The 23,547-nt window shown below is 40.5% G+C and carries 23 protein-coding genes; 9 read left to right on the top strand and 14 right to left on the bottom strand.

The features are described 5' to 3' along the window. Positions 1-11: 11 nt before the first annotated feature. Entirely contained in the window at positions 12-914 is a 903-nt protein-coding gene (locus tag NIAKO_RS30160; protein WP_014222259.1) for an ArdC family protein, read from the bottom strand. Between the two features lie 201 nt (positions 915-1,115). Continuing rightward, positions 1,116-1,727, bottom strand: coding sequence for a hypothetical protein (locus tag NIAKO_RS30165; protein WP_041347484.1), 612 nt, complete (start codon positions 1,725-1,727; stop codon positions 1,116-1,118). 816 nt (positions 1,728-2,543) lie between these two features. Here NIAKO_RS30165 and NIAKO_RS30170 point away from each other — a divergent pair. Next, positions 2,544-3,755: a tyrosine-type recombinase/integrase gene (locus NIAKO_RS30170; protein WP_014222263.1), complete on the top strand. Its 1,212-nt coding sequence runs from the start codon at positions 2,544-2,546 to the stop codon at positions 3,753-3,755. Between the two features lie 266 nt (positions 3,756-4,021). Here the strand turns inward: NIAKO_RS30170 and NIAKO_RS30175 are convergent, their stop codons facing one another. From NIAKO_RS30175 to NIAKO_RS30195, 5 genes are all read right to left on the bottom strand, one after another. Continuing rightward, positions 4,022-4,285: a hypothetical protein gene (locus tag NIAKO_RS30175; protein WP_041347486.1), complete on the bottom strand. Its 264-nt coding sequence runs from the start codon at positions 4,283-4,285 to the stop codon at positions 4,022-4,024. An 82-nt stretch (positions 4,286-4,367) separates the two neighbouring features. Continuing rightward, positions 4,368-5,249: a SymE family type I addiction module toxin gene (locus tag NIAKO_RS30180; protein ID WP_014222265.1), complete on the bottom strand. Its 882-nt coding sequence runs from the start codon at positions 5,247-5,249 to the stop codon at positions 4,368-4,370. Between the two features lie 39 nt (positions 5,250-5,288). After that, positions 5,289-5,732 carry a hypothetical protein gene (locus tag NIAKO_RS30185; protein WP_014222266.1) on the bottom strand — a complete coding sequence of 148 codons (444 nt, stop codon included), beginning with the start codon at positions 5,730-5,732 and terminating at the stop codon, positions 5,289-5,291. A gap of 5 nt (positions 5,733-5,737) precedes the next feature. Beyond that, complete coding sequence (locus NIAKO_RS37320) at positions 5,738-6,247, bottom strand: RNA polymerase sigma factor (protein ID WP_014222267.1); 510 nt, start codon at positions 6,245-6,247, stop codon at positions 5,738-5,740. Continuing rightward, on the bottom strand, positions 6,222-6,593 hold the full coding sequence (locus NIAKO_RS30195; protein ID WP_014222268.1) for a helix-turn-helix domain-containing protein: 372 nt from the start codon (positions 6,591-6,593) through the stop codon (positions 6,222-6,224). Before NIAKO_RS30195 ends, NIAKO_RS37320 begins: the two co-directional genes overlap by 26 nt. Positions 6,594-6,850: 257 nt before the next feature. Here NIAKO_RS30195 and NIAKO_RS30200 point away from each other — a divergent pair, with 257 nt between their 5' ends. The 4 genes from NIAKO_RS30200 (at position 6,851) to NIAKO_RS37325 (ending at position 9,066) form a co-directional block, all read left to right on the top strand. Beyond that, entirely contained in the window at positions 6,851-7,534 is a 684-nt protein-coding gene (locus tag NIAKO_RS30200) for a recombinase family protein (RefSeq protein ID WP_014222269.1), read from the top strand. A gap of 3 nt (positions 7,535-7,537) precedes the next feature. After that, positions 7,538-8,077 (top strand): hypothetical protein, encoded by a 540-nt coding sequence (locus tag NIAKO_RS30205; protein ID WP_014222270.1) that lies wholly within the window; start codon positions 7,538-7,540, stop codon positions 8,075-8,077. Positions 8,078-8,448: 371 nt separating this feature from the next. Further along, complete coding sequence (locus NIAKO_RS30210) at positions 8,449-8,655, top strand: hypothetical protein (protein WP_014222272.1); 207 nt, start codon at positions 8,449-8,451, stop codon at positions 8,653-8,655. Between the two features lie 108 nt (positions 8,656-8,763). Then, entirely contained in the window at positions 8,764-9,066 is a 303-nt protein-coding gene (locus NIAKO_RS37325; protein ID WP_014222273.1) for a helix-turn-helix domain-containing protein, read from the top strand. Positions 9,067-9,105: 39 nt separating this feature from the next. Here the strand turns inward: NIAKO_RS37325 and NIAKO_RS30220 are convergent, their stop codons facing one another. The 6 genes from NIAKO_RS30220 to NIAKO_RS30250 all read right to left on the bottom strand — a co-directional run bounded on the left by NIAKO_RS30220 (position 9,106) and on the right by NIAKO_RS30250 (position 16,848). After that, positions 9,106-10,839, bottom strand: coding sequence for a P-loop NTPase family protein (locus NIAKO_RS30220; RefSeq protein WP_014222274.1), 1,734 nt, complete (start codon positions 10,837-10,839; stop codon positions 9,106-9,108). A 1-nt stretch (position 10,840) separates the two neighbouring features. Further along, complete coding sequence (locus NIAKO_RS30225) at positions 10,841-11,932, bottom strand: dsDNA nuclease domain-containing protein (protein ID WP_014222275.1); 1,092 nt, start codon at positions 11,930-11,932, stop codon at positions 10,841-10,843. A 1,413-nt stretch (positions 11,933-13,345) separates the two neighbouring features. Beyond that, the gene (locus NIAKO_RS30235) at positions 13,346-13,723 is read right to left on the bottom strand and encodes a ribonuclease E inhibitor RraB (protein ID WP_014222278.1); all 378 of its coding nucleotides are present in this window, start codon (positions 13,721-13,723) and stop codon (positions 13,346-13,348) included. 163 nt (positions 13,724-13,886) lie between these two features. Further along, the gene (locus NIAKO_RS30240) at positions 13,887-15,167 is read right to left on the bottom strand and encodes a type II toxin-antitoxin system HipA family toxin (RefSeq protein WP_014222279.1); all 1,281 of its coding nucleotides are present in this window, start codon (positions 15,165-15,167) and stop codon (positions 13,887-13,889) included. 3 nt (positions 15,168-15,170) lie between these two features. Beyond that, positions 15,171-15,476 (bottom strand): helix-turn-helix domain-containing protein, encoded by a 306-nt coding sequence (locus tag NIAKO_RS30245; RefSeq protein ID WP_041347488.1) that lies wholly within the window; start codon positions 15,474-15,476, stop codon positions 15,171-15,173. A gap of 163 nt (positions 15,477-15,639) precedes the next feature. Continuing rightward, positions 15,640-16,848, bottom strand: coding sequence for a tyrosine-type recombinase/integrase (locus NIAKO_RS30250; RefSeq protein ID WP_049815640.1), 1,209 nt, complete (start codon positions 16,846-16,848; stop codon positions 15,640-15,642). A 17-nt stretch (positions 16,849-16,865) separates the two neighbouring features. Between NIAKO_RS30250 and NIAKO_RS30255 the strand changes: the two genes are divergently transcribed. The 3 genes from NIAKO_RS30255 to NIAKO_RS30265 all read left to right on the top strand — a co-directional run bounded on the left by NIAKO_RS30255 (position 16,866) and on the right by NIAKO_RS30265 (position 20,943). After that, positions 16,866-17,447 carry a hypothetical protein gene (locus NIAKO_RS30255; protein WP_014222282.1) on the top strand — a complete coding sequence of 194 codons (582 nt, stop codon included), beginning with the start codon at positions 16,866-16,868 and terminating at the stop codon, positions 17,445-17,447. 240 nt (positions 17,448-17,687) lie between these two features. Next, the gene (locus NIAKO_RS30260; protein WP_014222283.1) at positions 17,688-19,109 is read left to right on the top strand and encodes a TlpA family protein disulfide reductase; all 1,422 of its coding nucleotides are present in this window, start codon (positions 17,688-17,690) and stop codon (positions 19,107-19,109) included. Between the two features lie 88 nt (positions 19,110-19,197). Further along, positions 19,198-20,943, top strand: coding sequence for a modification methylase NspV (locus NIAKO_RS30265; protein ID WP_014222284.1), 1,746 nt, complete (start codon positions 19,198-19,200; stop codon positions 20,941-20,943). Here the strand turns inward: NIAKO_RS30265 and NIAKO_RS30270 are convergent. Beyond that, on the bottom strand, positions 20,940-22,205 hold the full coding sequence (locus tag NIAKO_RS30270; protein WP_014222285.1) for a hypothetical protein: 1,266 nt from the start codon (positions 22,203-22,205) through the stop codon (positions 20,940-20,942). The genes NIAKO_RS30265 and NIAKO_RS30270 overlap by 4 nt on opposite strands. A 122-nt stretch (positions 22,206-22,327) precedes the next feature. On the opposite strand from NIAKO_RS30270, the gene NIAKO_RS30275 reads away from it, so the two are divergent. Continuing rightward, positions 22,328-23,512, top strand: coding sequence for a hypothetical protein (locus NIAKO_RS30275; RefSeq protein ID WP_014222286.1), 1,185 nt, complete (start codon positions 22,328-22,330; stop codon positions 23,510-23,512). Positions 23,513-23,547 lie beyond the last annotated feature (35 nt).

Raw genomic sequence — 23,547 nt, forward strand, 5'->3', positions numbered from 1 at the left:
CGGTAATTGAATTATTTCGGTTGCAAGCCGTGCAAATAGTCACACGCCTTTGATGCTTGACTTGCAGCAGTAAAGAGGCATTTTTTATTGTTTCTGAGAATTTCCAGCCAATGAGCAATATAGTTGGCATGCTCGCCACTTTGCAGAACGGTGATGTCATGCTCTGCGCATAGGAAGGCGGTGCCAAGCTCGCCAACTAGTTCTTCGACGGCATAATCCTTGTCCCCTTTTTTAGCACCGAATTTTCGGTTGAGGCGTTTTGAATGACCTGTCCAATGGGTCAACTCATGAAACAAGGTTGAATAATAGCCTTCGGTAGCAGTACATTCCGACGTTTCAATAAAGAACTCGGAATAAGGCATAAAGATTTTATCATCTGACGGCGTGAAATAAGCCTTTCCAACATGGTGGGCAATATCTGCGCCTGTATTGGCGATAAACTCATCAGCTTTTTTAACACGGGTAACAAGATCCGCTTGTGGCGCTTCCTCCAAGCTATCAATCGTAAAACTTGCCAATTGACAGCGATTGAAAACAATCGAGGATTTAATGAAAGGGATTTCTTCGATTTTACCATCAACCTCTTTTTCTACGGTATTGTAATAAATGATCCGTGTGCCTTTTTCGCCTTTTCGGACAAACTCTTTCTTTTCGTTCCATTGTTTCAAGCTGGCCCATTCATGCGTGCAAAACTGATTTTTGGCAACGGAAGTCCAAAGCAGCAGGATATTGACACCACGATAATAGTTGTCAGTCGTGTAATTGTTGGGAAGCGCTAAGCCTGCATCCGGTGTATTCCAGGGCTGGTGCCAGGGAACAACGCCTTTTTCGAGTTGTTCAATGATCGTATCGGTGACTTGTTGGTGAAGGTCTTGGCGGCTTACGGATGATTTTTTTTGCTGTACGGTTGTCATTCATGCTCTTTCTGTTCAGGGTGATGGGTACAGGGACGCAACGCCGGAACACAGCGACTGGTTCCGACAAGAATTTTGAACGGCGCGAGGAAGCCCGTAAGGGCAGGGAAAATTGTTGTGGAAGCAAAGGAGCGATTCCGGCAGTCCTGTACAAACCCATCAATCCCTGAGGGTAAGAACAAGGACGCCGGACGTTAAAGACTATCCTTTGACAAGTGCCGACTGAGCGACACACCATTCGCGGATTGTTTCATGTCTGGCAAAGGAGTGGTTCATAGGGACATGCTCAACACTGCGCTCGACTAAACAATAAGCGGTCATGGCGTCTATGGCAGTTTTGCCGTAGTCGTCATTAGGCATCCATGAAATAAGTTGCTTGTATGTATTTTGATATAGATACGGCGGTACTTTATGCAGTAAATCGTATGTATGGAGAATAAGGACGTCACCGGAAAACCAATGATCCTTTTTTCTGGCAGCCAACGCCAAAAAATCTTTCATATTTAGGAATATATGAAGTTTACGTGTGGGATATTCGCTCCCACGAATAACGCTGACATCGCGTTGACCATCTTTATATTCAGAATTGATCCAACCGGAATAGCTCTGATTAACAAGCTCAAAGCCTCCTTCTTCATTAAGCATCCCTAGTGCATAGAAGTACTTTTTATCTTGTCTGTTATAAAGTTTAATTAGTTGAAGATATTTTTGACACACGGCTGCTGATATGCCTTGTTCGGCCATATAATCGAGTAATGTGGAATTTTCCGCCTGCGAAATTTTAGACAATAGAATATCGTTATCGACTTTCATCGAATCCTCATAAGTTGTGAATGGAGTAGACATTAGGAAGAAAGGAAGCGATTGGTCGCTTTATAATTTATTGGGGCTTTGTTCGCGTTCACGTAAGAAACGCATAACGTCAGAACGCCAATAGCGTATCCAACGGCCAACTTTGACGTATCTAAGGTTGTGGCGCTTCGTGCAGCGCCAAACGGCTAGGGAACCAACATTCAAAGGTTTTGTGCCACCTAAAATAGCGGCGACAGTAGGCGGGTCTAATAAAACATCATTTTCTTGCGGCGGTGTAATCAATTTTATCTCCTGTGTAAAACCGCTTTTCCGATTCCTTCGAATCAAGCGGGGCGCGCTTTATACATGAAAAAAAGCTTGCTTGCAGCAAATGACGTGGCGAATAATGCCGGATAAGGTAAAATCATAACCTCGTATGCTGTCCGGTTATTTTATTTAAACATGGTACGAGCGCTTGCACTTTTTTGGCCAAGATTATAATATGAACTATCCCGCATTAATGCATTTTTGGGGCATCGGTGGGGGCATCTTTCAGAAAGTGAAAATAAAAATCCTGTATTATCAAAGGTAAAGGACTTTAAATGAGCAGCCGTTCGGCAGCACCAGTATATTCCTATCACGGATTATCTAGGCTTAATTCACACCATCAAAATCCAATAATTACAGCGTTTTGTGATATAAACGCGCTAGTCATTCATTCCTATAATCATCCGGCATTAACCCGAAAAAGGGGCATTTATGGGGGCATCGTAACGCTTTTCATAATACGATGCCCCAATTTAATCCCCAACCAACTGACAACAAAGGAGAAAAACCATGTCACTTTCTGACATGCAATGTCGTGCTGCCAAACCTCAAACCAAACCATACAAATTATTCGATAGTGATGGGCTTTACCTGGAAGTTCTGCCTTCCGGTGTAAAGTCCTGGCGCTTGAAATATAGTATTCATGAAAAAGAAAAGCGCATGGCACTTGGTATTTATCCAAACGTACCATTGATCGAAGCGCGACAAAAGAAAACAGAAGCAAAGGCACTTGTGGAGCAGGGCCTTGATCCCATTCTTGTGAGAATAGAACAAAAGCAAATTGCAGCCTTAGCGCAAGCCGACACATTCGAGAAAATGGCCCTGGAATGGTATGAAAAGCAAATAGATAACTGGAAGTCATCATATGCGGAAAAAATGAAGCACTATTTGGAAAGATATATCTTTCACAAAATCGGGGGTTTCCCTTTGCATGCCATCAAGCCGCTCATGATGTTGAATTGTCTACAAGAGATTGAGAAAACTAATCCTGACATGTCACGACGTTTAAAAGGAGCCTGTAGTCAAATTTTCAAATATGCCATTGCCACCGGACGAGGAGAGAATGATCCAACTTACGGCCTGGAAGTCGCTTTTAAAAAATTCAAAAAAGGTCATTATGCATCCATCACAGTTGACGAATTTCCTGATTTTATCGTCAAGTTGTACGATTACCGGGATCGCATTAACCGAAAAACCTTCCTTGCTTTACGCTTAATGCTTTTGACATTCGTGCGCACACAAGAGCTAATCCACGCTAAAAAGACTGAATTTGACCTTATAAACAAAAAATGGGTAATTCCTGGCGAACGAATGAAAAGGGGCCTACCGCATATAGTTCCGCTATCACGACAGGCAGTGGAGATTGTAAAGGAGCTAATAACACTTAGTGGTTACAGGGAATATTTGCTACCTGGTTACTTTAAGCCTCGTGAACCCATGTGCAACCACACTTTACTCATGGCAATCAAACGGATGGGATATAAAGGCCGTATGACCGGGCATGGGTTCCGTTCACTGGCTTTGGGTATTTTAAAAGAAAAATTGCATTACTCACATGATGTGGCTGATCGGCAATTAGCACACGTTCCTAAAAGCAGTGTAGACCGGGCTTATGACCGGGCACAATTCCTGCCACAGCGTATTGAAATGATGCAGAATTATGCTGATTATATTGATAAGACTTACCTGGAAGAATTGGCAAGACAAATGAGCAAAACCTAAAAGCCATCTTTTAAAAACAGAATAAAAAGACAAGCAAAGTTAGCGGCTATTCAGCCTTTGTGCATAGCCGCTCTCTTTGTTTGTCATCATCGGCAGAGTAAAGCCCATCAGCCAAAAGACTGCGGCATAAACACAGGTCCAACACACAGGATCTAGCTTTTATTCCGTTTCCTTTTGGCTTGTACTATAGCCGCTGCGGTCATGCTTTCTTTTTTTCCTTTTTCTTTTAAAAGATTGTTGAGTGAGTCGCGTGATCCAAGCGGAATCTACTTCTTTTCCACATGCTTCTGAATTTCTTCAGCAATTAATTCGATAGCATGCGTGCTGAGCGGTTTGCCGTCGATTTGTGTCCAAGTGCCAGGGCGGTGTTTCAAACCTTTTCCACGGAATAGTGGTCGATTGGATTCCAATACAATATCACCATTCCGGGCGGTTATTTTGTACCGCTCGAAACGCTCATCAATATAAAGTTGCTCCACAGAAAGCCGAATTTTCTTTTTGTGGTATTCTATCGTAATCGGGAATGTCATAGACAGTCTGCAATTTACGCCAGTATGCGACACCCAAGTCATAAGCCCTGGTCACTCGTTCGAATAATGACGTAGGGCGTGGTCAGTAAGCAGGCCATGAGTTTTCCGGGTCCAACTCATGAGGAGCAAATGGCAAAGCCACGGGCACAATCAGTAACATTCCATTGATCGCAACGATCTGTATACTATCGCCTATCTGAAATCCAACTTTCTCCAACCATTTTCCTGAAAGCCGGATAGAGGCTGCGGATTTGTAATTGTGCCGTGAAGTGAGATAGTGCACTTCAGAGACTTTGAGCGTCCGAATACACGTCTCATCGTATTTATTCATATACTGGGAAATATTCGTCACATCGCCCAAAGCATCTTCCATTTTCTCAAACAGTTTTTTAGCGCGTTTGATTGACCTTTCTTCCGCGCCATCCATTTTATAATCCACATATAAGTCCGGCACTTTTGTGATAGTGTCGCATTTTTTGCTTGTCCGAATGCGTGGAACTGTTTTCTTTATAACGGGTTTACAGGGTGCAATTTGAATAGGCTCACTTGGGGCAATAGAGTTATTATTTTCGATCAGGCCGCAGGCGTCCATCTCCAATAAACTACTAAATTCTGTATAACCGATGGCATCTTCCATGTCTTCCGCTTCACGCCCGATCAAACGTTTCGGATAGGAAAACCATACTTTGCCGTCGTCTTCTTCCTCGCTTTCAAAAATCAACGTGTCGCCTTTATCGAGTTGAACAGGAATATTACCGCCGTGTGTAGGGATATAGAATAATAGACTGTCTTTATCGTCTCCTTTCAAAACGGTGTAGAGGCGTTCTGGCTCAGGATATGAGTAATAAAGCGTTGCGCGGTCCTCGGCATAATCGATACGATAGGTGCCGTTTTCCTGCAAAATTTTATCGACGTGCTTAAATAGTTCTTCTTTTGTCGTGAATTGTTCAACATGCTCTTGCATTGGGTACATAATTTAAAATGAATGAATGGCGTTATCACGCTACGAAACTTTTTCAATCAAGCCTTCATCAAGCATATCTTGTAAAGTGCCATACTCGGTAAATCCTATGGCCCAATCACTGTTCATTTCTTGTCCGTCCATCGGCATAGTAGTGCAAGTAAACCAAACTGTATCGTCGATCTCTGTGACAAAGACCAAGATATCACCTGCATCAAGAGTTAATTCGTCGGCATAACCGGATATTTCTTCAACATCGCTTTCATAGGGTAAGTGATTAAAGATAAAATCACCCTCTATTTCTTCTTCATCTTCTTCATCCGGTCCTTTTACAACCCTGTATACTTTGTCAACATCAAGCCAATAGTTCAGCGTATAGCCGCCTTTTTCTTTTTCAGCCGCATAGAGGCCGTTCTGCTCAAAGACTTCATGAATGCGTTTAAAGAGGCTCCATTTTGTTTTATGGTGCTCCGTAAAATGTGCCATTGGTTTTAAATGAATGTTTTTAGATACGCTTTCAACTCCCGAAAACCTGATTTCAACAGGTGGTCTACGGTTTCAATCGGAATATTGAGAGCGCTGGCAATCCTCGCTTTGCAATAACCCTGGTCATACATCAATTCTATAACATGCCTTTGCGAAACGTTCATGGTCGATAATTTACGCCGCAAACAGAGTGACAAGCGTTCCAATTCATCCGCAGACGGCCAGCGGTTGAGTTGTTTTAAGGCAACCATTGCAAGTTGATGCATCATATGGAGCAACCAGGAGAATAGTTGTTGTTGGCGTTGATCGTAAGATTGATGAACAATTTGCCAGACAGCGGAAAACCCATCTTCCAGGATATGACTTGCATTCTCTTTGTCGGTTTCAACCAAGTCAATCAAACTACCATGTAACGCAGGCGAAAACGTGTCATGCACGAACTCAAACGCCTTACAATTATTGGCACACAGCAGATCAATCAATAGCTGTTCATTGATGTGTAATTTCTTGTTCATCGCTCACGTTTTCGTCATTCACTTCGGTTTTCTTCTTCCATACGCTGTCCAGAAACAATTCTTTATGAATAAACATGAATTGTCGAAAGTGTTCGATTTCGGATTGCTGTTGTTGCACCACCGCATTGCGCGTTAACAGTAATTCCAACTGCCGCGACGATTCAAGGAAATACTCTTGATGTATGTTATAGACGGCGGCGAGTTGGTAAGCCTGTTCTGGCGTCATAGCGACGAGGCTCGTTTCTAGTTCAATATAGTCCTGTGGCGTCATGCCGAGCTTGTCGGCAATTTGTTTCTTGTTGTAGCCGTGCGTTTCTCGAAGCACTTGCATGAGAACGTTTTTCATTGCGAAGGAGTTTTGGTGAGGAATAAAAAGTTTTCAGCGCAGCTAATCAGAACAGTAAAACCGTACAACAAATATAATTTGTTGGGATGAAAACTAACGTCTACTTACCAACGCAAACAAGCGTTTTTACAATATGGCGCAATCGATAACCCGTTCAAAATCAGCTCTTGACCTCGATCAAATAAACTGGATTTTGACGAATTATGTTGTAAGATAAACGTTGGCCTATCCATCAATGCCAACAAAGCGTTTTACACATGAAGATTCCCGCTGTCGAGTACCACCGCGTATCTCGTGAACGGCAAAGTGAAGAAGGTTATGGCCTGGATGCTTCAAAAGCAGACATCCATAGCTTTTTAATGTCGCATGACAAATATGAAGTTCATAAAGTGTTTGTAGAGGTTGAATGTGGCGACAGAAACAACCGACCAGAGCTTGCAAAGGCACTCAATTATTGCAAAAGACACAAAGCAGTTTTATTGGTGGCAAAACTTGACCGCCTGAGCCGCCGTGTGTCCATGATTTCAACACTCTTGGAAAGCAACATTCAGTTTTGGGTGGTGGCTTATCCGACGATCAACCCAAAGGAAAACCCGTTTTTCTTTCAAATGTTAGCGATAGCGGCAGAGCTTGAGTTAAAGCATTTGCGCGAACGAACAAAAGCGGGCCTGGCTGTTGCCAAAAGCAAAGGCGTGGTTTTGGGTTGCAATGGAAAAGTTCTGGCTGAAAAAAACAAAAAAGCCGCAGACGACTTTGCGCTACACATGTCACCAGAACTCCTGAAAGCAAAAGCGGAAGGGCTGAGTTTAAGGGCCACAGCGGAAAACTGGAATTATCGGCATATCCCGACAGCCAGGGGCAATGGGTGCCAATGGGATGCAACAACCGTGTATCATCTGTCAAAACGAATAGAACGAATTTCTAACAATCAAACTGTTTAATTTATGAAGCACACATGTTGGTATTTGGTATTATTCATATCCACGTTTCTGATCGCTTGTGACAAGGCGAAGGACGATAGCGACGATTCCGATTCCGGCAGAAATGGCAACGGCAAAGTGGAACTTATCGACATCCATCCTTACAAATTCGCAACTGGATATGATACCACAGGGAATTATATCGCTGATTATTCGTTTAGCGGCATTGCAGGTTACACGGCCACGAATAATCCCGCCGAGCAAAAATATTACCTGAAATACATTGGTGAAATGCCTTTACTCGGCTCAGATACTATTGATTGGAACTCGGGCTCCATCATGCAATTTCACATCAACAGCCAACTAAAGGGTAAACCAATCTTTGAGGTGTATAACGTTTCCGACGATAAATTGGTGAAAACGATCACGGCATCGCAGGACAGTTGCAAGATCATGGCGACATACAGTGTGTGGGAAAATTGGTCTGTCACTCCGGCTCAACTCCGAAAAGCTTACCATTATTATATGACCGTCAAGCAAACGCCGAACATCAAATATCGCTAACCCGCTTTTCATTTTCACAAGGATCTAAAACGACTTACTTACCCGCTTTTATACCGTGCCCTTTTATCATCAGTCTTTTAAGATAACCGCCCACGCCAGGGCGGTTTTTTGTTTGCCAAATAACGGCTTAAAAATTACAGCGTTGCATTGACTTCTTTATCTACCTAGCAAGTAGATATAAATGGAGGAATAAAATTATAACTGTCAGTTAAAAATTTATTTTTTTATTTTAAATTTCCTATTACCTTTATACAACAAAACTGGGACTTCAAGAGCAGTAAATAATTGCTCATCGATAATAGACTTTTCCATTAAACCAACCTGAAAAACAATTAAATGATTAATTGTTTTAAAAACAGGGGTCATGAACTATGGAAGTTTCATTAGTAAAGTTAATTGAAGAAATTAACGCGTTACTTGAATCTAGATCATTGCCTCCGGAAAGCAGAGAAATCTTTGTTAGCGCAAAAAATCACGCAGAAAAGGCCTTAGAAGCTCGCGAATTATTAGACGAAGCCAAGTTTGCAATTCTAGTTCTGGAATTAATTAAGGTTTTAAGCGGGTTTTTTATGAACTAACAAAGACATTAAATCCACGGTTGTTATTAATGAGGTCAATAAAAGACTTTTAATAACAACTCTGGATTTTCTGCATTTTAAACAACTCTTGGCTTTTAATACCATTTTATGAACTCCATCGGACAAACAATCGAAACCTTAAGAAGAAAGAAAAGGATGAAACAAGGAGAGTTAGCTCAGAAGGCTAATATAACTCAATCATATCTTTCTATGATTGAAAGTGACAAAGCTGAGGCCAGCACTTCAACTCTTTCAGCTATAGCTGAAGTATTAGGAGTTCCTTACCAATTGTTGGTTATGGCCTCCCTCTCGGTTACTCAAATTTCTGAAGATAAGAAAGAGACATACTACAAGGTGGTCCCTTTAATTCAAGAAATGATTGACTCCTATTTTCTTAAAAAAGAAAACTAATAACAAACTTCCGCCACTCTATTGCTTTTGGGAATGTAATTAATTAGAGCTCAACATTAACTCGTTTGTATCGTTAATGATGTCGTCATATTTCTTAACATCATCGTTAAGGAAACATCGTTCTGATATTCCATCCCCGATTTGAATGAGCTTTGCATTATTTTGGAAGTGGTCTTTATTATATTTAGCTGCATTACTTTTCTGGTTTTTAGTTTGGGCTATAGACAAAATGGTTTGTGTATCTTTTGGTTTGTTTTTTGAAATAAAATCTAAAATGACACTTCGATTTTCTTCATCTAAATCTTCCTTAAAGATGGCATCAAGCATAAATGGCAATCTGTGTATATCAGCGGTATCGCTTATGACTCTGTTAAAGGCAAAATGGTAGGCCATTACTGTTTTATGAAGCTCTACTCCTTGCGAGGGAAATGTATTAATTTCATAAATTTTAGTATGGCGATCTTCAATCAATTTTTTTATGCCTAATTGAGATAAGTATTGCTGAAAAATGGTCGAAAACACATTGGTTTGCGCCACTCTCGTCTTTGCAATCTCTTGATCAGACTTATACTTTTTAAGATCCTCTTTTATCTCTGAGGCGTTCAATGTTAACTCGCCAATTTTATTACTTAAGTTTGCAAGCAGTTCCGTGTTTGCTTTATTCTTAAGCCACTTCTCAAATGTAACTTCGTTATGGACGTATTTATTTAATGTAGAATAGTCTTTAGAGATATTATCTCGTTTTACTTTTATTGAAATCTGTAGTGAATTTATTTTTGATTGAATATCTCTGATTTTTTCTTTGACTATTTCCAGTTCGCTATTTGTGTCATTTTCCTCTTGAAAAAACTTATACGCTTCCGAAATCCCCAATGGAAGAGATTGTGTACATGTCGGGCAAACACCTATTTCAGGTTTTTGTTCTTTTTGATTACGAGAAACTCGTAAAAGCACTTTCTTGCGCTCTAATAGAAATCCTAATTCATTACACTTCAAGACATACTCATTTTCCTCTTGAGTTAAAGCGTCATAATTTTTTGCATAGTCTTGAATATAATTTTTTGAGTCGTCTATAAACTTTTCATCGCTCCATTTTGTAAGCTGGATATCGTCATTCTTTGTAGCCAATTTCTCCAAAGAAGAAATTTCGGATAATTTGGTTTTCAACTTTGCCTCAAGCTCATGTCGCTTAACCCTTTCTGTCGACGACTCAAGACCCAAATAGAAATCAAGATAATCTTCTTTAAAGTTTTTATAGAACTCTAGACCACTAAATGATTTTCTGAGATAAACCCATCCAACAGATTGAGATATATAATAAGGCAGAAATATTGTTTCTATAGAAGCTGGTTTGTATTCATTTTTGCTTTCCAGCAAAAGGTTAAACTCAAATAATTCACTAATAAATGTTTTTACTTTAGTATGTTCAACCGCTCTATTGCCATTTATGCCGCTAAATCTTTTTATAAGTCCAGCGCCCACTTTTATATAAATCGTGTCATCATCCCTAATTATAATAAGCTTTTCATCAATGTTTTCTCTCCTTAAAATGCAATCAAGCCTAAATATTGTTTTCTCTTTTAGAATATCAGCTAGATAATTGTTTCCATCATTTATTCCAAAAGTATAAAGTAGAGATAGAAACAGAGTACTCTTTCCAGAGGTGTTTCGTCCGTGAACAATATTTACGCCGTCGCCAAAATGCGTAAAAAAGCATTTTGACAGTTTATCGGAGTAAGCTAAAAGGCTTTGGTATTTAAGGTGCGTGTTCATATTATCCTTTAAGTTCAACATAAGCCGCACAAATGGCAGCCTTACAATCAAAATCGTTCAGTAGAGTGTTATTCTCATTTATGAAGCGTTCATAAATATGGTGGATACTTTCGGCATCATTCAAAAATGAAGCCCATCTATTTTTATTCTGCTGAACATAATTTCTCAGCTTGATATGTTCTGCCTGGGATAAGTCTTTGAAGAAATCAAAGCTGCTTTGAAATTGAAATTCAAATTTTTTCTGGTCAAAAACTCCAATTTGCAATTTAATAGCAAGATTATCACCTTGTTTGCGCCATAGCTCGTAAGCCTTTGCTTTCAAGGTAATGATTTGCATTGCTTTTGCAATTTCAGCACCTTCAACACGTTTTGTCTTATCCATCAAACGTGCAGTGTTTCCGCTATTTAAGACATATTCAATATTTCTAAAAAGTAATAATAACGTGTCTAGTGCAGCCTTAGGATCGGCAACCCTATCACCAAACGTTCTTGATATTTGACCAGCCAGTGTATCCTTTTGGGCCTTGTTCGTTTTAGGCAGGTCTATAAAGAAAAACGATAATTTGTCTAACTCCCGTATTTGATTAGAAGCAGTCACTTGTTCTTTACTTAAGCCCTTTAGGATATTCTGCTTTAATGCGTCATCAATACTATCATATGTAACCAAATGATTGCTTTCATTAATAGACAGTGTTTTGCGGTCCTGTGTTTTTCTACTCCCACAGTTTAACGAAATTGAATCGTTAGTCACAAAACTGAGTGTGTGTAAATAGTTGGATTGCTTGGGGTGGGTGTCATTAAGTAAATCAAGCCCCGTTTGGGTGAGTTTTTTTAAAATCGCTGATAATACAACGCCATTACTCCAGGCCGAAGAAGCCTTTTTTGCCTGAAAAGCCTCAATATTCACAATTAGGCCTGCGTCATCAAGAAAACAAAATAAGAAGTCATCATGATGCTCAATACAAATAAAGTACTTTTTACCACTTATCTCTGTGTAATTTTCAAATAAAAGCCACAAAGCACAGTGCTTCTGAAATTCAAAACCTGTTGATCCATGCACTCCTGCATTGGTGGTAGCAGAGGATTTGGTCATATATTGCCGATAGGTTGTAGGTTAGGGGTATATAGCTTCTGAAAATATTGCATTTTTTCAACTTCCACAACCCTATATTGTAATCATAGGTATATTCCGGCTTCAAGTGTCTCTTTTCTTGACTAAGGTTAAGAAGTAAGATCTCCCATCCAATCTCAGAGAATTTTTTCAGGGCAACCATTCCATTTATTTTTATAAGCCTACTTTCAATTACATTATAAAAATAACTTATCTTCAGACCTCAATTCTATCATCTGGAGCACTTACCTGAAATATTGGTTGGATTAATAATAGGGTTACTCACTAACCTGGTTACTTATTTTAGTGCCCAAGCAAAGGCTTTTTTAAAAAAATCTTTTTTGTTATTTATATAAGTGTTTGCACCTATAGGTAGCCGAGTAGTTAGTCTTATATTTTCGCGGGAATTAATTTTTTCTTTGTCGACACTCTTTTTTTTGGTGTTTTGTCCGCAAACTTTTTACTGAAAATTCAATAGATAGCTGGAATGTCCGATTTATATAAAATCCAGACATTCCAGTAAAGTCACCGGATAGATAGACCCTATTCTACACAATTTGTGCGGAGAAATGGGGCGCTTAATCTCCGCATATCAATTTTAAGAGAGATTTCGGTCAATTTGTCACGTCCGGCAGGTCTGCAAAAGCCTGTAAATCTTCAGCTAATTGGTTCAAGAATTGTCCGGTTAGGGGAGCTGAAATACAATCACTTAAAAGGTCGCTTCGGCGACCTTTTTGCATTTTTGCCAGTAATTTGCCAAATCGGCCGCTTACCAACGTGAGCGTGAAATTAAGGCATGGAAAAAGTCGTAAGAAGATAGAATTACTAATGAATCAATTAAAGATATTTAGCTCAGTTGGTTGAGAGCATCCCGAGGATCAAGTGAAAAAATCGGGGGATTTGAATAGGTATGTGCAAATTTTGTTGTTGCGAACTTTTCAGCAAAAATTCCATACTTCTTCCATAGAATGACTGATTTTTCTAATCTTGTTGTAAACGTTCGGGCAAAAGTTGCGAACTTCTGCCATTGTTGCGAACTTTTCGACATAAGTTGCTTATTATACCGCATTTCCAACTGACTATGACTCATTAACGCTGAACATTATGGCATTTGTTGCGAATTTGAGGCTATTTGCACAACTTCAGAGCACAAGTAGCGAACCTGGAGCCTTTACTTTTAAACATTGGCGCAAAAGTTTAAGATCTACAGTAAAAGGTTGGTTACTTACGCGTCAAAGTTCGCTACTTACGCATCAAAGTTCGAAATTGATGACTTATTAAGAAATATTGATGACTTATATCAGGCTGTGAATATAGTGGGGTACTGAGAACAGGGAGTGAAGCATTTGGCCTGCATATCCGGCGTGGGAAGGCTCTTCTAAATCCCCCAATTTTTCAATCTGATCCATTATATGCCATCCCATCTACCATACAATCATACTGATAACCCAAATCCCACATTTGTTGATTCCAGGCGTTAATTGAAGATAAATCCATTTTGATTGGCGATGTTTTACCAGACAACTCATAATTGTCATTCTTGGGCCGGATTTCAAGATCAATGTAATCCGGAAATTCTGCTATTAAAAACTCATAAAGCCGCTTGATCTTTTCTTCGTGATCGCTCATGAAAAAGAATTCAATTGGTAGACTTGCTTCTGGAGTAACGCCAGACTTATAAAGACTGTACAAAATGTCCTTATTCATTTCCAGCCCTATTTTAGTTTCGAAAATCTCCTTTGGAAAGAAAGTATTTTCCTTTTTCTCAGACATATTTAAATAAGGAAGAGTTTCTATACTATGTAATTAATGGTTTTATTGCTAAAGCGGCTTCTCCAGTATAAAATCACGGAGAGCATTTTAAAAGTTTCGCCAGTTGGTTCAGGTGATTAATATTATACTTATCTGACAGTGGCGTTTTCCAAACCTGTTTTAATTATCGTATTAAAGCACCAGCAAATGCAGTCTTCATTCCTTGAATTTCTCCCCGCGAAATCCCTATCCTCCCGGCCACTTCTTTCCAGTGACTAACAGCTTTGGTAACCCTATTAATGATTTCCTCCCTTTTCACCCTATCCAAACGAAATTTCAGAGCTACCTCCCTGGCAAGATCAAGATCCAGCTCATTACTGTGTTCAGTAATATTTAGACTTAAGCCGGTAGACAACGGAATTGGATTAATATCAAAAGCAGGCGAAAGCATCCATCCCTGAGGTGTTAATAAAAATCCATGATTACGCAGGTGGTCATCGCTATTGCTTACACAGATATTGAATACAATCCTTCTCCATAGTTCTTCCAAATCAGCATCCGGCTGTGCGCCATAGCGCATAATATATTCCGCCAGGTGAAGATAAGATTCACCAGCCGCACCATCTGCACCATCGGTATGACCAAGCAATGTCATAGCAGAAGCGAAGTGTATACGGCCTTTACCTATTCGGTCAAAACGTTTGGTGAGGAAAGTATGGTAGTCCTGGGTGAACTTTCTCGTTTTCCCTTCCGCTACAGATAAACCGGATTTTATAGCAAGTTCATTGACAACAGTTTCCCATCCTCCAATATCACGGTCATCTTTACGGCTTGGAAATTTGGCAATCCAAAGTTCTCCATTTGGGTCAACTACACTTGCCTTTGGCCTTGCACCGCCCAATGATGACCCCGGAGAAATTAATAGGTTCAGCCATTTAGCAAATGATGGGTCTTCCATTGCATCGTCCCTTTCCAGTTGAAGACTTGCCTCTTCAAGCGTACGGAGCGATGTCATGGGAGGTGCCACCATAGCTTCATTGGCATCCAGAAACGGCCCATCGTCCTTTAATTTGAATCTAAGCCCGCCCATCCTGTATTGATCAAATACACCTAATAAAAAATCACTTTCCATTAAAGGCCTTGGTCTTCCTTTTTCCTGCCTGGCTGCAAACGCTTCTCTTCGCTCCATTAAAACCCTTCCCCAACGATCTGGCGAAGAATCCATGAAAAGGCCAAAGTTTGGTTTATCATCACGGCTATACTGAGGGCCGGAATATAGGCCTAGGTCGGGATCTATTATCAAAGCTGGTCCTTTTTCTAACCATTCTTTGGTATAGGAAAAAGAAAAGACTTCCTTGCCCCGCACCTGTTCGGCTTGCAATGCTCCCATTAAAATAGTACCGCTGAGATCAATCCAGTCAGCGTATACCAGTATTTGTTTATTATGGTGTGTTGATTTTGACATTGTTTAAGATTTTCCACCGCCCGAAAGCAATCCAGCATCCTGTAACTTTCTTCCTAATGGATCATTAGCCGCAACCAAAAGCAAGTCTTTTTCTAGACCCAGCACAAATAACACTTGCAGGTATGCACTCATCGCAACTCCTGGCGTGCCCTTTTCAATCAATTGAAGGGTTGACCGGGCAATACCTGCTCGCTCCGCAACCTGTGTGGTTGTTAACCGGCGACGTTTACGGGCTAGCTTTATATTTTCGCCTAATTCTTTTAATACTTTTTCGGCGGTAGGTAACAATATGGTTTTCTTACTTTTCACTAATTTGACCGATATTTCAGTCAAAATTAGCAAAAATGACCGAAATATCGTCCAATTGCCGGATTTTCGTCATAACAATCCTCTATATGCAATAGCATATAATACCCTTGAAAAGAGCTGAATTATATGCATTTACATATAATCTGGGTTCCTTAAAATTGGTTCACGATTGTTCATGAACTTGGCCATTTCCTGCCGCATCCTTTTTAAACGCCACCATTTTCTGCGAATACTCCTTCTTCACCGTCTTCTCAAAACTGTCCAGGTAGTTTTCAGTCGTCTTAATGCTTGTATGGCCTAATGATTCCTGAATAAATTCGGTACTTACCCCTGACCGTTTCATGATGGTCGAAAATGTATGCCGGGCAACGTAGGTGGTTATCGCCTTTTCTATGCCCAGTTTCTTTCTGATCTTACGCATCCAGTCATTAAGAGCCTGCACAAACAATTCTATCAATTCAACCTGGCGCAGTGGCGTTATATCGTGCTGCAGGATAGGGAATATATAGTTGCCTGGGCGTTTGTCGTTGGTGCTCCAAAAGTCAATGATCTGCTGCATATCCTCTGTTATGTAAACCGTAATAGGTTTGGGAGCAGAACGGGTGGAGTTCTCCGTTTTCGCTCTTTCAAAGGTGATATACTCGCCATCAATGTTTTTGTATTTCAAGTGAGCAATGTCTGTGGGATTGATACCATTGGCTAAGTAAGAGAAAAGCCAAAAATCTTTGGCTTTGCGTTCTTCCAGGTAACCCGGCTCATAATAATAGATCTTGCCAACGTCTTCCAGGGTTAACGCCTTTTTTATGTTCCGGGATGTGGGTGGTTGATACTTGCGTCTACCGAAAAAGTAACATTTGTCTCTATTAATAATACCCTGGAAGATGGCCTCATTAAACATGGTATGCAAACACCGGGTATAAATTCCTACTGTCGTTTTGGAATATTCCTGATCCATCATCCAGGCTTCCAACTGCTTTAAGAAAGCCACGTCAATTTCAGTAAACCGGACGCTCCCCCGAAAACGTGAAATAGTGGTATAGGTCGTCTGATAATTGGCAGCGGTTCGGATACGGTGTTCGGAAAGGAGTTTTTTAATATAATATAGAAACGTGGCCAGTATCGTTCCATATTCCGGCGCTGGTAGCTTGAAAATGGGGAACCGGTTTTCATACTCAGCTATATTAAATTCGTAAGTAACCGGTACCAGGTTCGCCTTGATAGACTTTCGCTGGTGAAAAAAAGGATTATTTAGTATAAAGTCCTTTTCAAACTCTTCATAAGTGAACGGTTGTAATAAACGGGCTTTATCTTTAGCGTTCCGCTCGAGCACCTTTAGGTTGGTCCACCGGAAGATAAGAGAATCCTTAATCAACAAATAAACTTAAAGCAATGAACACTGCATTCGCTAAAAAGATAAACAAGCATCTTACCAAACTGGATTTTTCGAAAGCCATTATAATAGCAGAAACCAATCTGCAAAAACTGCCTGCCACCCCATTTCATGAAGTAATAGGAAAATCGTTTATCGATCATGCGCCTGATGTTGCCAAATGGGTACAGGACTTTTTTGACCGTGCAGCAAAGAAATTTAAAGTAAAGTGCTTTTATTTCGAGATGAACGAATTTGACATTAATACCGATCGATGGTACATTGATGCTTTTGTTTATACCAGGGACGGCGGCCTCGACCTGGAAGACATGGAATGGCTTTGCGATATGGAAGCAACCAGTAAAGAAATATTTATACTGGAAGGCTTTAATAAACTGCAAAAAGCGTTTAAGAAATCACTTAAGAGCAATAAAAAGAAATCGGATGCCGGGGATTGGTGCGAGCAAATTATCATAGCCCGATTTATGGAGTTGATGCACGCAGCGCATGTAATAGCTAAACAAAAGAAATTGAAATGGGCAAAGTGTCCAATTTATTTTACTGAACATGAATATGACTTCATTGTACAATCGAAAGTATAATTCATCTAATATTTCTTAAATAGCCTTGATTAGCTGCTCTTACCACTTGTGAATCAAGAACCTACGGTCAAATACAGAAAGTACCCTACCTAATGAGTTGGTTTTTAATAGTCTATCCTGCTCCATCCTGGTTGACTTTTTTATCTTAAGTGTTTCAAAAACGATTATTTTCTGGTATAATCTATATTTTTTATAGATATTTATCTGATTTTAATTCGTCGCCCCTAAAATTGATTGAAAATGTTTAAGACCAAACGCCTTCTGCTCCTTGGCGGATTGCTGCTATTTAAGTTCTTTGGATTTGCCCAAACCATTACAGTTATTAAAGGAATAGTCCTTCACCCTGCAAATGATTTCATTGTTGTTTCAGTAGACGGTTACCTGGATTGCAGGAAAGACTCCGTATTAGTGAGCGATTCCGGCTTCTTTAAAGCGGAACTTCCCCTAAAAACCGGAAACAACGTTAATATTACCTATTCAAACCAGGACATGCGTTTTCCTGTGGTGCCAGGTGACACCATAGATCTGACACTGGACGAGTCGCTTTTAACCTACACCCTCACAGCCAGTAATCCCCAACGAAAAAGAGAAATAACAGCACAGATTGACAATGCCGCCCTGTTCGATGGCCGCCTTGAGGAAATTAGCGCTGCCGCTGAAAAAAAATCAGACAGTTTACTGAATGTTATTTACAACCAGCAGTTAAAAGACTTCCTGCAACGAATCACTCAGCCCTCACCCAGTATTAAAGAAATAATTCTTGAAATCTACTACCGGCATCTCACGTATTGGCTATGGTATAACCCCATTTGTACGCTAAAGGCGAATGAAAAAATAATTGGAAAAGACCTTTACAACAAATTCGCTTCCTTTATCCCTTCAGACAAGGAGTACCTTGCCATGAACGAATCGCTGTTTTACGCGTCAGACTACTACCGCACTTTTCTATTAAATTATAAGAATATAGATCCACTCCCTCTAAAAACTTTAAACGCAGATAGTATCCGTCTTAATAATCCAGTTAATTATCAACCACGATACCAAACACTCATTGCAGATGTTCAGGTGCCGGTGATCAAGGACTGGCTAAGCATGAACCACATTAGAGATATGTACCGGAACGGGGCATTTGCAGACGCCCTCCGGATATCTGACGACTACAAACCTCTTTGTCAAAATGCCGCTATTAAAGAAAGAATAAAAGACATGGATGTGGAATATGGCCGGCTTAAGAACGGCAACCAGGCTCCTGATTTCACCCTGGAAGATATGACCGGCAACAAAGTTTCCCTTGCTGATTTTAAGGGTAAATGGGTTTACCTTAATTTCTGGTCTACAACCAGCGAAGCCTGTATCGGTGATTTTACGAAGTATGGCTCCGTCATCAAAGAAAAGTATAAAGACAAAAACATTGTCTTCCTGAACATATGTATTGAAGAAGATGCCGATAAATGGCAAAAAAAGGTGAGCGACCTGCAAATTGACGGTGTGAATGTAATAGCAAAGGGAGGGACCAACCTCAAAATATGCAAAGACTATCTGGCAGATCCCCTTCCCCGGACGTTTTTGATTGATAAAGCAGGAAACATAAATAATAATCAACTTCATCCTTCAGCTTTGGCCCATTATGATACATCAGTTATAAACGAATGGTTACAATAACAACAGGAAAGCCACACGTTGAAAGTGTGGCTCTTTTTTTTGTATTTTGCCTCATTGCTTTTAAGGCCTATATTAAACTACAATAAGGATGAAGTTTTTTGGGGCGAATATTTCTGAAACGGTTTTAAGTTTCCTGGAATGTGAAATCACACGGGGAATTCCACTTTCCTTAGCTAACGATATTATCCAGAATGCCTGTGGCATAATAGATTTTATTAAAACGGAAGAAGAGCTTCATCAGTTAAGTAACAGCCTGGTAACCCACCAAGAAAATGATGAGCCTGACAGAAGTGAATACGGCGACTTTCAAACCAATTTTGAACTTGCCTTAGCAGCCGTTTCACTCATAAAGAATAAGACCGTTTCACCTGATGTGGTCGTTGAACCAACCTGTGGTGTTGGAAATTTCATATTAACAGCTTTACACCAATTTGAAACTATTCAATTTGTTCATGCTGTTGAAATTTACAAGCCGTATATTTATGAAACCCAATTTAAAATTCTCGACTTTTTCTTAAACAGTCCTGGCCGAACCATCCCTGAGATAATTATACACCATTGCAATGTTTTTGATTTTGACTTTTCAACAATCGCCAATAGCCATCAGAGCAAACAGATTTTAATAATAGGCAATCCGCCATGGATTACCAACGCAAAACTGAGTACACTAAATTCCAGCAACCTTCCTGAAAAAGTGAATTTCAAAAAACACCAGGGCCTGGATGCAATAACCGGGAAGGGAAACTTTGATCTTGCCGAGAACATCAGTTTAATGATGTTAAATTCATTTCGGCACAACAATGGATATTTAGCATTACTGGTTAAAAGTTCTGTTATCAAAAACATCCTATACGATCAAAGAAAAAACAACTACAGCATCCAAACTATTGAGCAATATAAAATTGATAGCAAAAAGGAATTTAACGCTGCAGTTGACGCTGCTCTTTTTGCATGTAAAACAAACTCAGCACCTGAGTATGTTTGTACAGAATATGACTTGTACAATCCACAACAGGAACAATTAAAGTTTGGATGGCTGGGCGATAAATTCGTCTCCAATTTAGACGAATATATACATACCTGTATTATCGATGGCGCTTGTCAATTTATTTGGAGACAGGGCCTGAAGCATGACTGTTCGGCAATTATGGAGCTGGACAAAATAAATGGACATTATTTCAATAGCAATAATGAAAAAGTGGTTCTGGAAGAAGACCTGGTGTATGGACTTTTAAAAAGCTCCGATCTGAAAAGTTCAGTCATAAATAAAACCAGAAAGTATACTATTGTTACGCAAAAGAAACCAGGACAGGACACTTCATATATTGAAACCAGCTATCCAGGAATATTTAACTACCTCAATTCAAATAAAGAAAAATTTGACGCCAGAAAGTCCAGCATTTATAAAGGAAAACCAGCTTTTTCAATCTTTGGAATCGGCGATTATTCATTCAAAACATATAAGGTAGCAATTTCCGGTCTGTACAAGACCTTCCACTTTACACTTATCACGCCGCAAAATGATAAATCAGTGATGCTGGACGATACCTGCTATTTCATCGGCTTTGATAATGTTGAATTTGCCGCATACAGTTATTGCCTCCTGAACTCATCTTACGCATTCCATTTTTTAAAATCAATCACTTTTAAAGATGCAAAAAGGATCTTTACAAAGGATATTCTGATGCGAATTGACATGTATAAATTAGCCAGGGCAGCAGGTCTTGAAACAATTACAAATGAAATCAACAAGCTTAATAATGAATATGCATTGAAGGTTCATTTAAATAGCTGGGATGCGTTCCTCGAGGAATTAAACCCAACTAACTATTAATCCATCTCCCACACCTTTTCTCTTGAGGTAAACCGCGTTTCCTTCACGGCTGCGGCGCCATTAAACCTGTATTGCACCCCAACAATGCCCGTTGGATCATTTGGAAACTTTACAGTATATGCCTTCTTGTTATTTACATAGATCGTAGCCATTTTATTAACCGTTTCTACCCGAAGCCTGGTCCATTGGGTAAGATCACAGCCAAAACCAGACAGGTCGGCGAATTTACTTTCCGCGCCAGCCCCACAGAAGTAAAAATTCAGGTTGCCCACACAGGATTTTGCGGCCAGTGGAATGATAATGATGTCATCCTTGCACTGAATAAGCACCTGAGCATAATGGCAGGCATTGGACCCATCATCAAAGTCGTTTTTCACCATTGTCTCGAAAGTAAAATTGTCGTTCATTAAATCGCCAAGATCGCGCTGATTGAAAAAACGCACCTTTGCATCTGTTGATGCACTTCGGTATGGCGTCAACAGACTGTCATTTACCTCAACAATACCATTCTTCTCACACAACTCCTTTTTGAAATATACAGGAATAGGCTCTTTCTCCAGCAGGCACAGCCATCCTTTTGAGGTGATCCAGACATCATGCTTTTTCATAACCTGACCATCGGCAATCAGTTTAGTTCTAAAAAAGCCTGGATAATAGTAAATAGCCGAATGGTTATGCTTATCTGCTGATACCAGGGTCTTGCGACGGATATCCCAGGTTTGTACTATAAATAAAGAATCTGGCTTTACTTTAGCCGTGTAATGAAATATTACGGAATTGGGCACCCCCTCACTGATCATTTTGTTGGTGGTGAATTCAAATTGACCGGGATCGTATTGTCTTTGCTTATGACGTGCGGCAAGAAACAAAAAATACACCCCGGCGATCAAAACCAGGGCGCCAGCCAACGTAATACTCAGGCGCTTTACATTTCGCTGTGACCGGGTAGGATTTACAGTATTAGTTTCAGGACCTGGAACGGGCCGGTCTTCATTCTGTTTGAAGTCCCGCCAATCAACAAAACCGGCAAATTGGGCCAGCGTGTTCAGCGTGGTGAGGGTAGGCGCGCTGTCATACTTCAGTTTTCCCCAAATACGTTTGAGGGTGGTGACGCTCAGGCGTACCTGGGTACGATCGAAAATTGCATCTGACAGCTTTTCAAAATCGTACGTTGTCCAGTTATCACTGGCCCCCCGATTAAATAGTGTTTCTATTTGTTCGAGTGCCCGCGACAGGTAATATTGATCGCTGTTATTGTCCATTTTTACCGATAGGTATGGTTGGTATTCATTTGCACGGGTTTGGCAGGCACTTGCACACGCGCCTGGCCTACTGTGAATGTAACTTGTCTGTGCTAATTCATAAAGTTAAAAAACAGACAGTTATGAACCCAACATTCAAAAAGTTCGTCCTCATCCTCCTGGTGCTGCCCCTTATTACGTTAGCCGCTGTTGCGCAGAAAAAGAAAGCTGCAGTCCAGGAAACAACAATCCCTATGGAGCCGGCTTACTGGCAGTATGACTCAGCAGGGGTTGAGTTTATCATGAACAAAAATGTAAAGGCCATCCATCTTAAAGGTCCATCCCCGTTGGTGCTTAAAAACGGGCAATTCTCCAATGGCACCATTGAATACGATGTTGAAATAGTGCGGGGATTTCCCGGTATTACGTTTCGCGAGTCTGCCGACAGAAAGAACAGTGATCAATTCTACCTGCGGTATTTTGGCACCACCTCACCGGAAAGCCGCACCACCATTCAATATGCCGCTGTGATCGATGGCATGAGCATGTGGGACCTTACAGATGAATACCAGGCAGGCACCACACTTAACATTCCCGGGTGGAACCATGTAAAATTGATTATATCCGGCAAACAATTGAAAGCTTTTGTTAATAACATGACCCGGCCGGCACTGATTGTACCTGCCCTGGAAGGCACCCTGGAAAAAGGCGGTATTGCTTTTTCGGGCGGAAATGTGACCATCGCCAACCTGGTAATAAAACCTGATGTAGTGGAGAACCTCGATCCGAACCCTGGCTATATTTCCACATACAATGATACCCGCTACCTGCGTAACTGGCAGGTGAGTAATGCCAGCGATTTCTCGTTTGGGAACGAGATCCTGCCTCCATTCCCATATGTGAAAAAGACCTCGACGGGCTCCGCTTTACCTGATAGCGCCACCCAATGGACGCCTATATGGGCAGAGGTCCGCGGCAATATTAACCTGACCCGCATTTTAGGTCACACGGATTTTGGTAAACGACGGTTTGCGTGGTTAAAAACAACGATTGAATCTGATAGCGCACAGGAGCGTGTTTTACATCTTGGATTCAGCGATGAGGTATCAATATTCGTAAACAGAGAGTTCCTCTATTCAGATAAAAACTATTTTGGAACGCCAGGTCAGAAATTCCCCAATGGAAGATGTACAATTGAAAATACCACGGTAAGATTACCGCTGAAGAAAGGCAAAAACGAGATCCTAATTGGGCTGGCCAATTTTTTTTATGGCTGGGGTATTGTTGCCCGGCTGGATGATACGGAAGGAATTCATTTACCGAAATAGAAATGCTATAAAGCCAAAGCGCAAATCCCTAATGA

This window comes from Niastella koreensis GR20-10 (assembly GCF_000246855.1).
GTDB lineage: Bacteria > Bacteroidota > Bacteroidia > Chitinophagales > Chitinophagaceae > Niastella > Niastella koreensis.

What these genes read in the sequence shown, in the direction of transcription:
- NIAKO_RS30160 (WP_014222259.1), bottom strand. Translation starts at nt 914, where the DNA reads ATGACAACCGTACAGCAAAAAAAATCATCCGTAAGCCGCCAAGACCTT.
- NIAKO_RS30165 (WP_041347484.1), bottom strand. Translation starts at nt 1,727, where the DNA reads ATGAAAGTCGATAACGATATTCTATTGTCTAAAATTTCGCAGGCGGAA.
- NIAKO_RS30170 (WP_014222263.1), top strand. Translation starts at nt 2,544, where the DNA reads ATGTCACTTTCTGACATGCAATGTCGTGCTGCCAAACCTCAAACCAAA.
- NIAKO_RS30175 (WP_041347486.1), bottom strand. Translation starts at nt 4,285, where the DNA reads ATGACATTCCCGATTACGATAGAATACCACAAAAAGAAAATTCGGCTT.
- NIAKO_RS30180 (WP_014222265.1), bottom strand. Translation starts at nt 5,249, where the DNA reads ATGCAAGAGCATGTTGAACAATTCACGACAAAAGAAGAACTATTTAAG.
- NIAKO_RS30185 (WP_014222266.1), bottom strand. Translation starts at nt 5,732, where the DNA reads ATGGCACATTTTACGGAGCACCATAAAACAAAATGGAGCCTCTTTAAA.
- NIAKO_RS37320 (WP_014222267.1), bottom strand. Translation starts at nt 6,247, where the DNA reads ATGAACAAGAAATTACACATCAATGAACAGCTATTGATTGATCTGCTG.
- NIAKO_RS30195 (WP_014222268.1), bottom strand. Translation starts at nt 6,593, where the DNA reads ATGAAAAACGTTCTCATGCAAGTGCTTCGAGAAACGCACGGCTACAAC.
- NIAKO_RS30200 (WP_014222269.1), top strand. Translation starts at nt 6,851, where the DNA reads ATGAAGATTCCCGCTGTCGAGTACCACCGCGTATCTCGTGAACGGCAA.
- NIAKO_RS30205 (WP_014222270.1), top strand. Translation starts at nt 7,538, where the DNA reads ATGAAGCACACATGTTGGTATTTGGTATTATTCATATCCACGTTTCTG.
- NIAKO_RS30210 (WP_014222272.1), top strand. Translation starts at nt 8,449, where the DNA reads ATGGAAGTTTCATTAGTAAAGTTAATTGAAGAAATTAACGCGTTACTT.
- NIAKO_RS37325 (WP_014222273.1), top strand. Translation starts at nt 8,764, where the DNA reads ATGAACTCCATCGGACAAACAATCGAAACCTTAAGAAGAAAGAAAAGG.
- NIAKO_RS30220 (WP_014222274.1), bottom strand. Translation starts at nt 10,839, where the DNA reads ATGAACACGCACCTTAAATACCAAAGCCTTTTAGCTTACTCCGATAAA.
- NIAKO_RS30225 (WP_014222275.1), bottom strand. Translation starts at nt 11,932, where the DNA reads ATGACCAAATCCTCTGCTACCACCAATGCAGGAGTGCATGGATCAACA.
- NIAKO_RS30235 (WP_014222278.1), bottom strand. Translation starts at nt 13,723, where the DNA reads ATGTCTGAGAAAAAGGAAAATACTTTCTTTCCAAAGGAGATTTTCGAA.
- NIAKO_RS30240 (WP_014222279.1), bottom strand. Translation starts at nt 15,167, where the DNA reads ATGTCAAAATCAACACACCATAATAAACAAATACTGGTATACGCTGAC.
- NIAKO_RS30255 (WP_014222282.1), top strand. Translation starts at nt 16,866, where the DNA reads ATGAACACTGCATTCGCTAAAAAGATAAACAAGCATCTTACCAAACTG.
- NIAKO_RS30260 (WP_014222283.1), top strand. Translation starts at nt 17,688, where the DNA reads ATGTTTAAGACCAAACGCCTTCTGCTCCTTGGCGGATTGCTGCTATTT.
- NIAKO_RS30265 (WP_014222284.1), top strand. Translation starts at nt 19,198, where the DNA reads ATGAAGTTTTTTGGGGCGAATATTTCTGAAACGGTTTTAAGTTTCCTG.
- NIAKO_RS30270 (WP_014222285.1), bottom strand. Translation starts at nt 22,205, where the DNA reads ATGGACAATAACAGCGATCAATATTACCTGTCGCGGGCACTCGAACAA.
- NIAKO_RS30275 (WP_014222286.1), top strand. Translation starts at nt 22,328, where the DNA reads ATGAACCCAACATTCAAAAAGTTCGTCCTCATCCTCCTGGTGCTGCCC.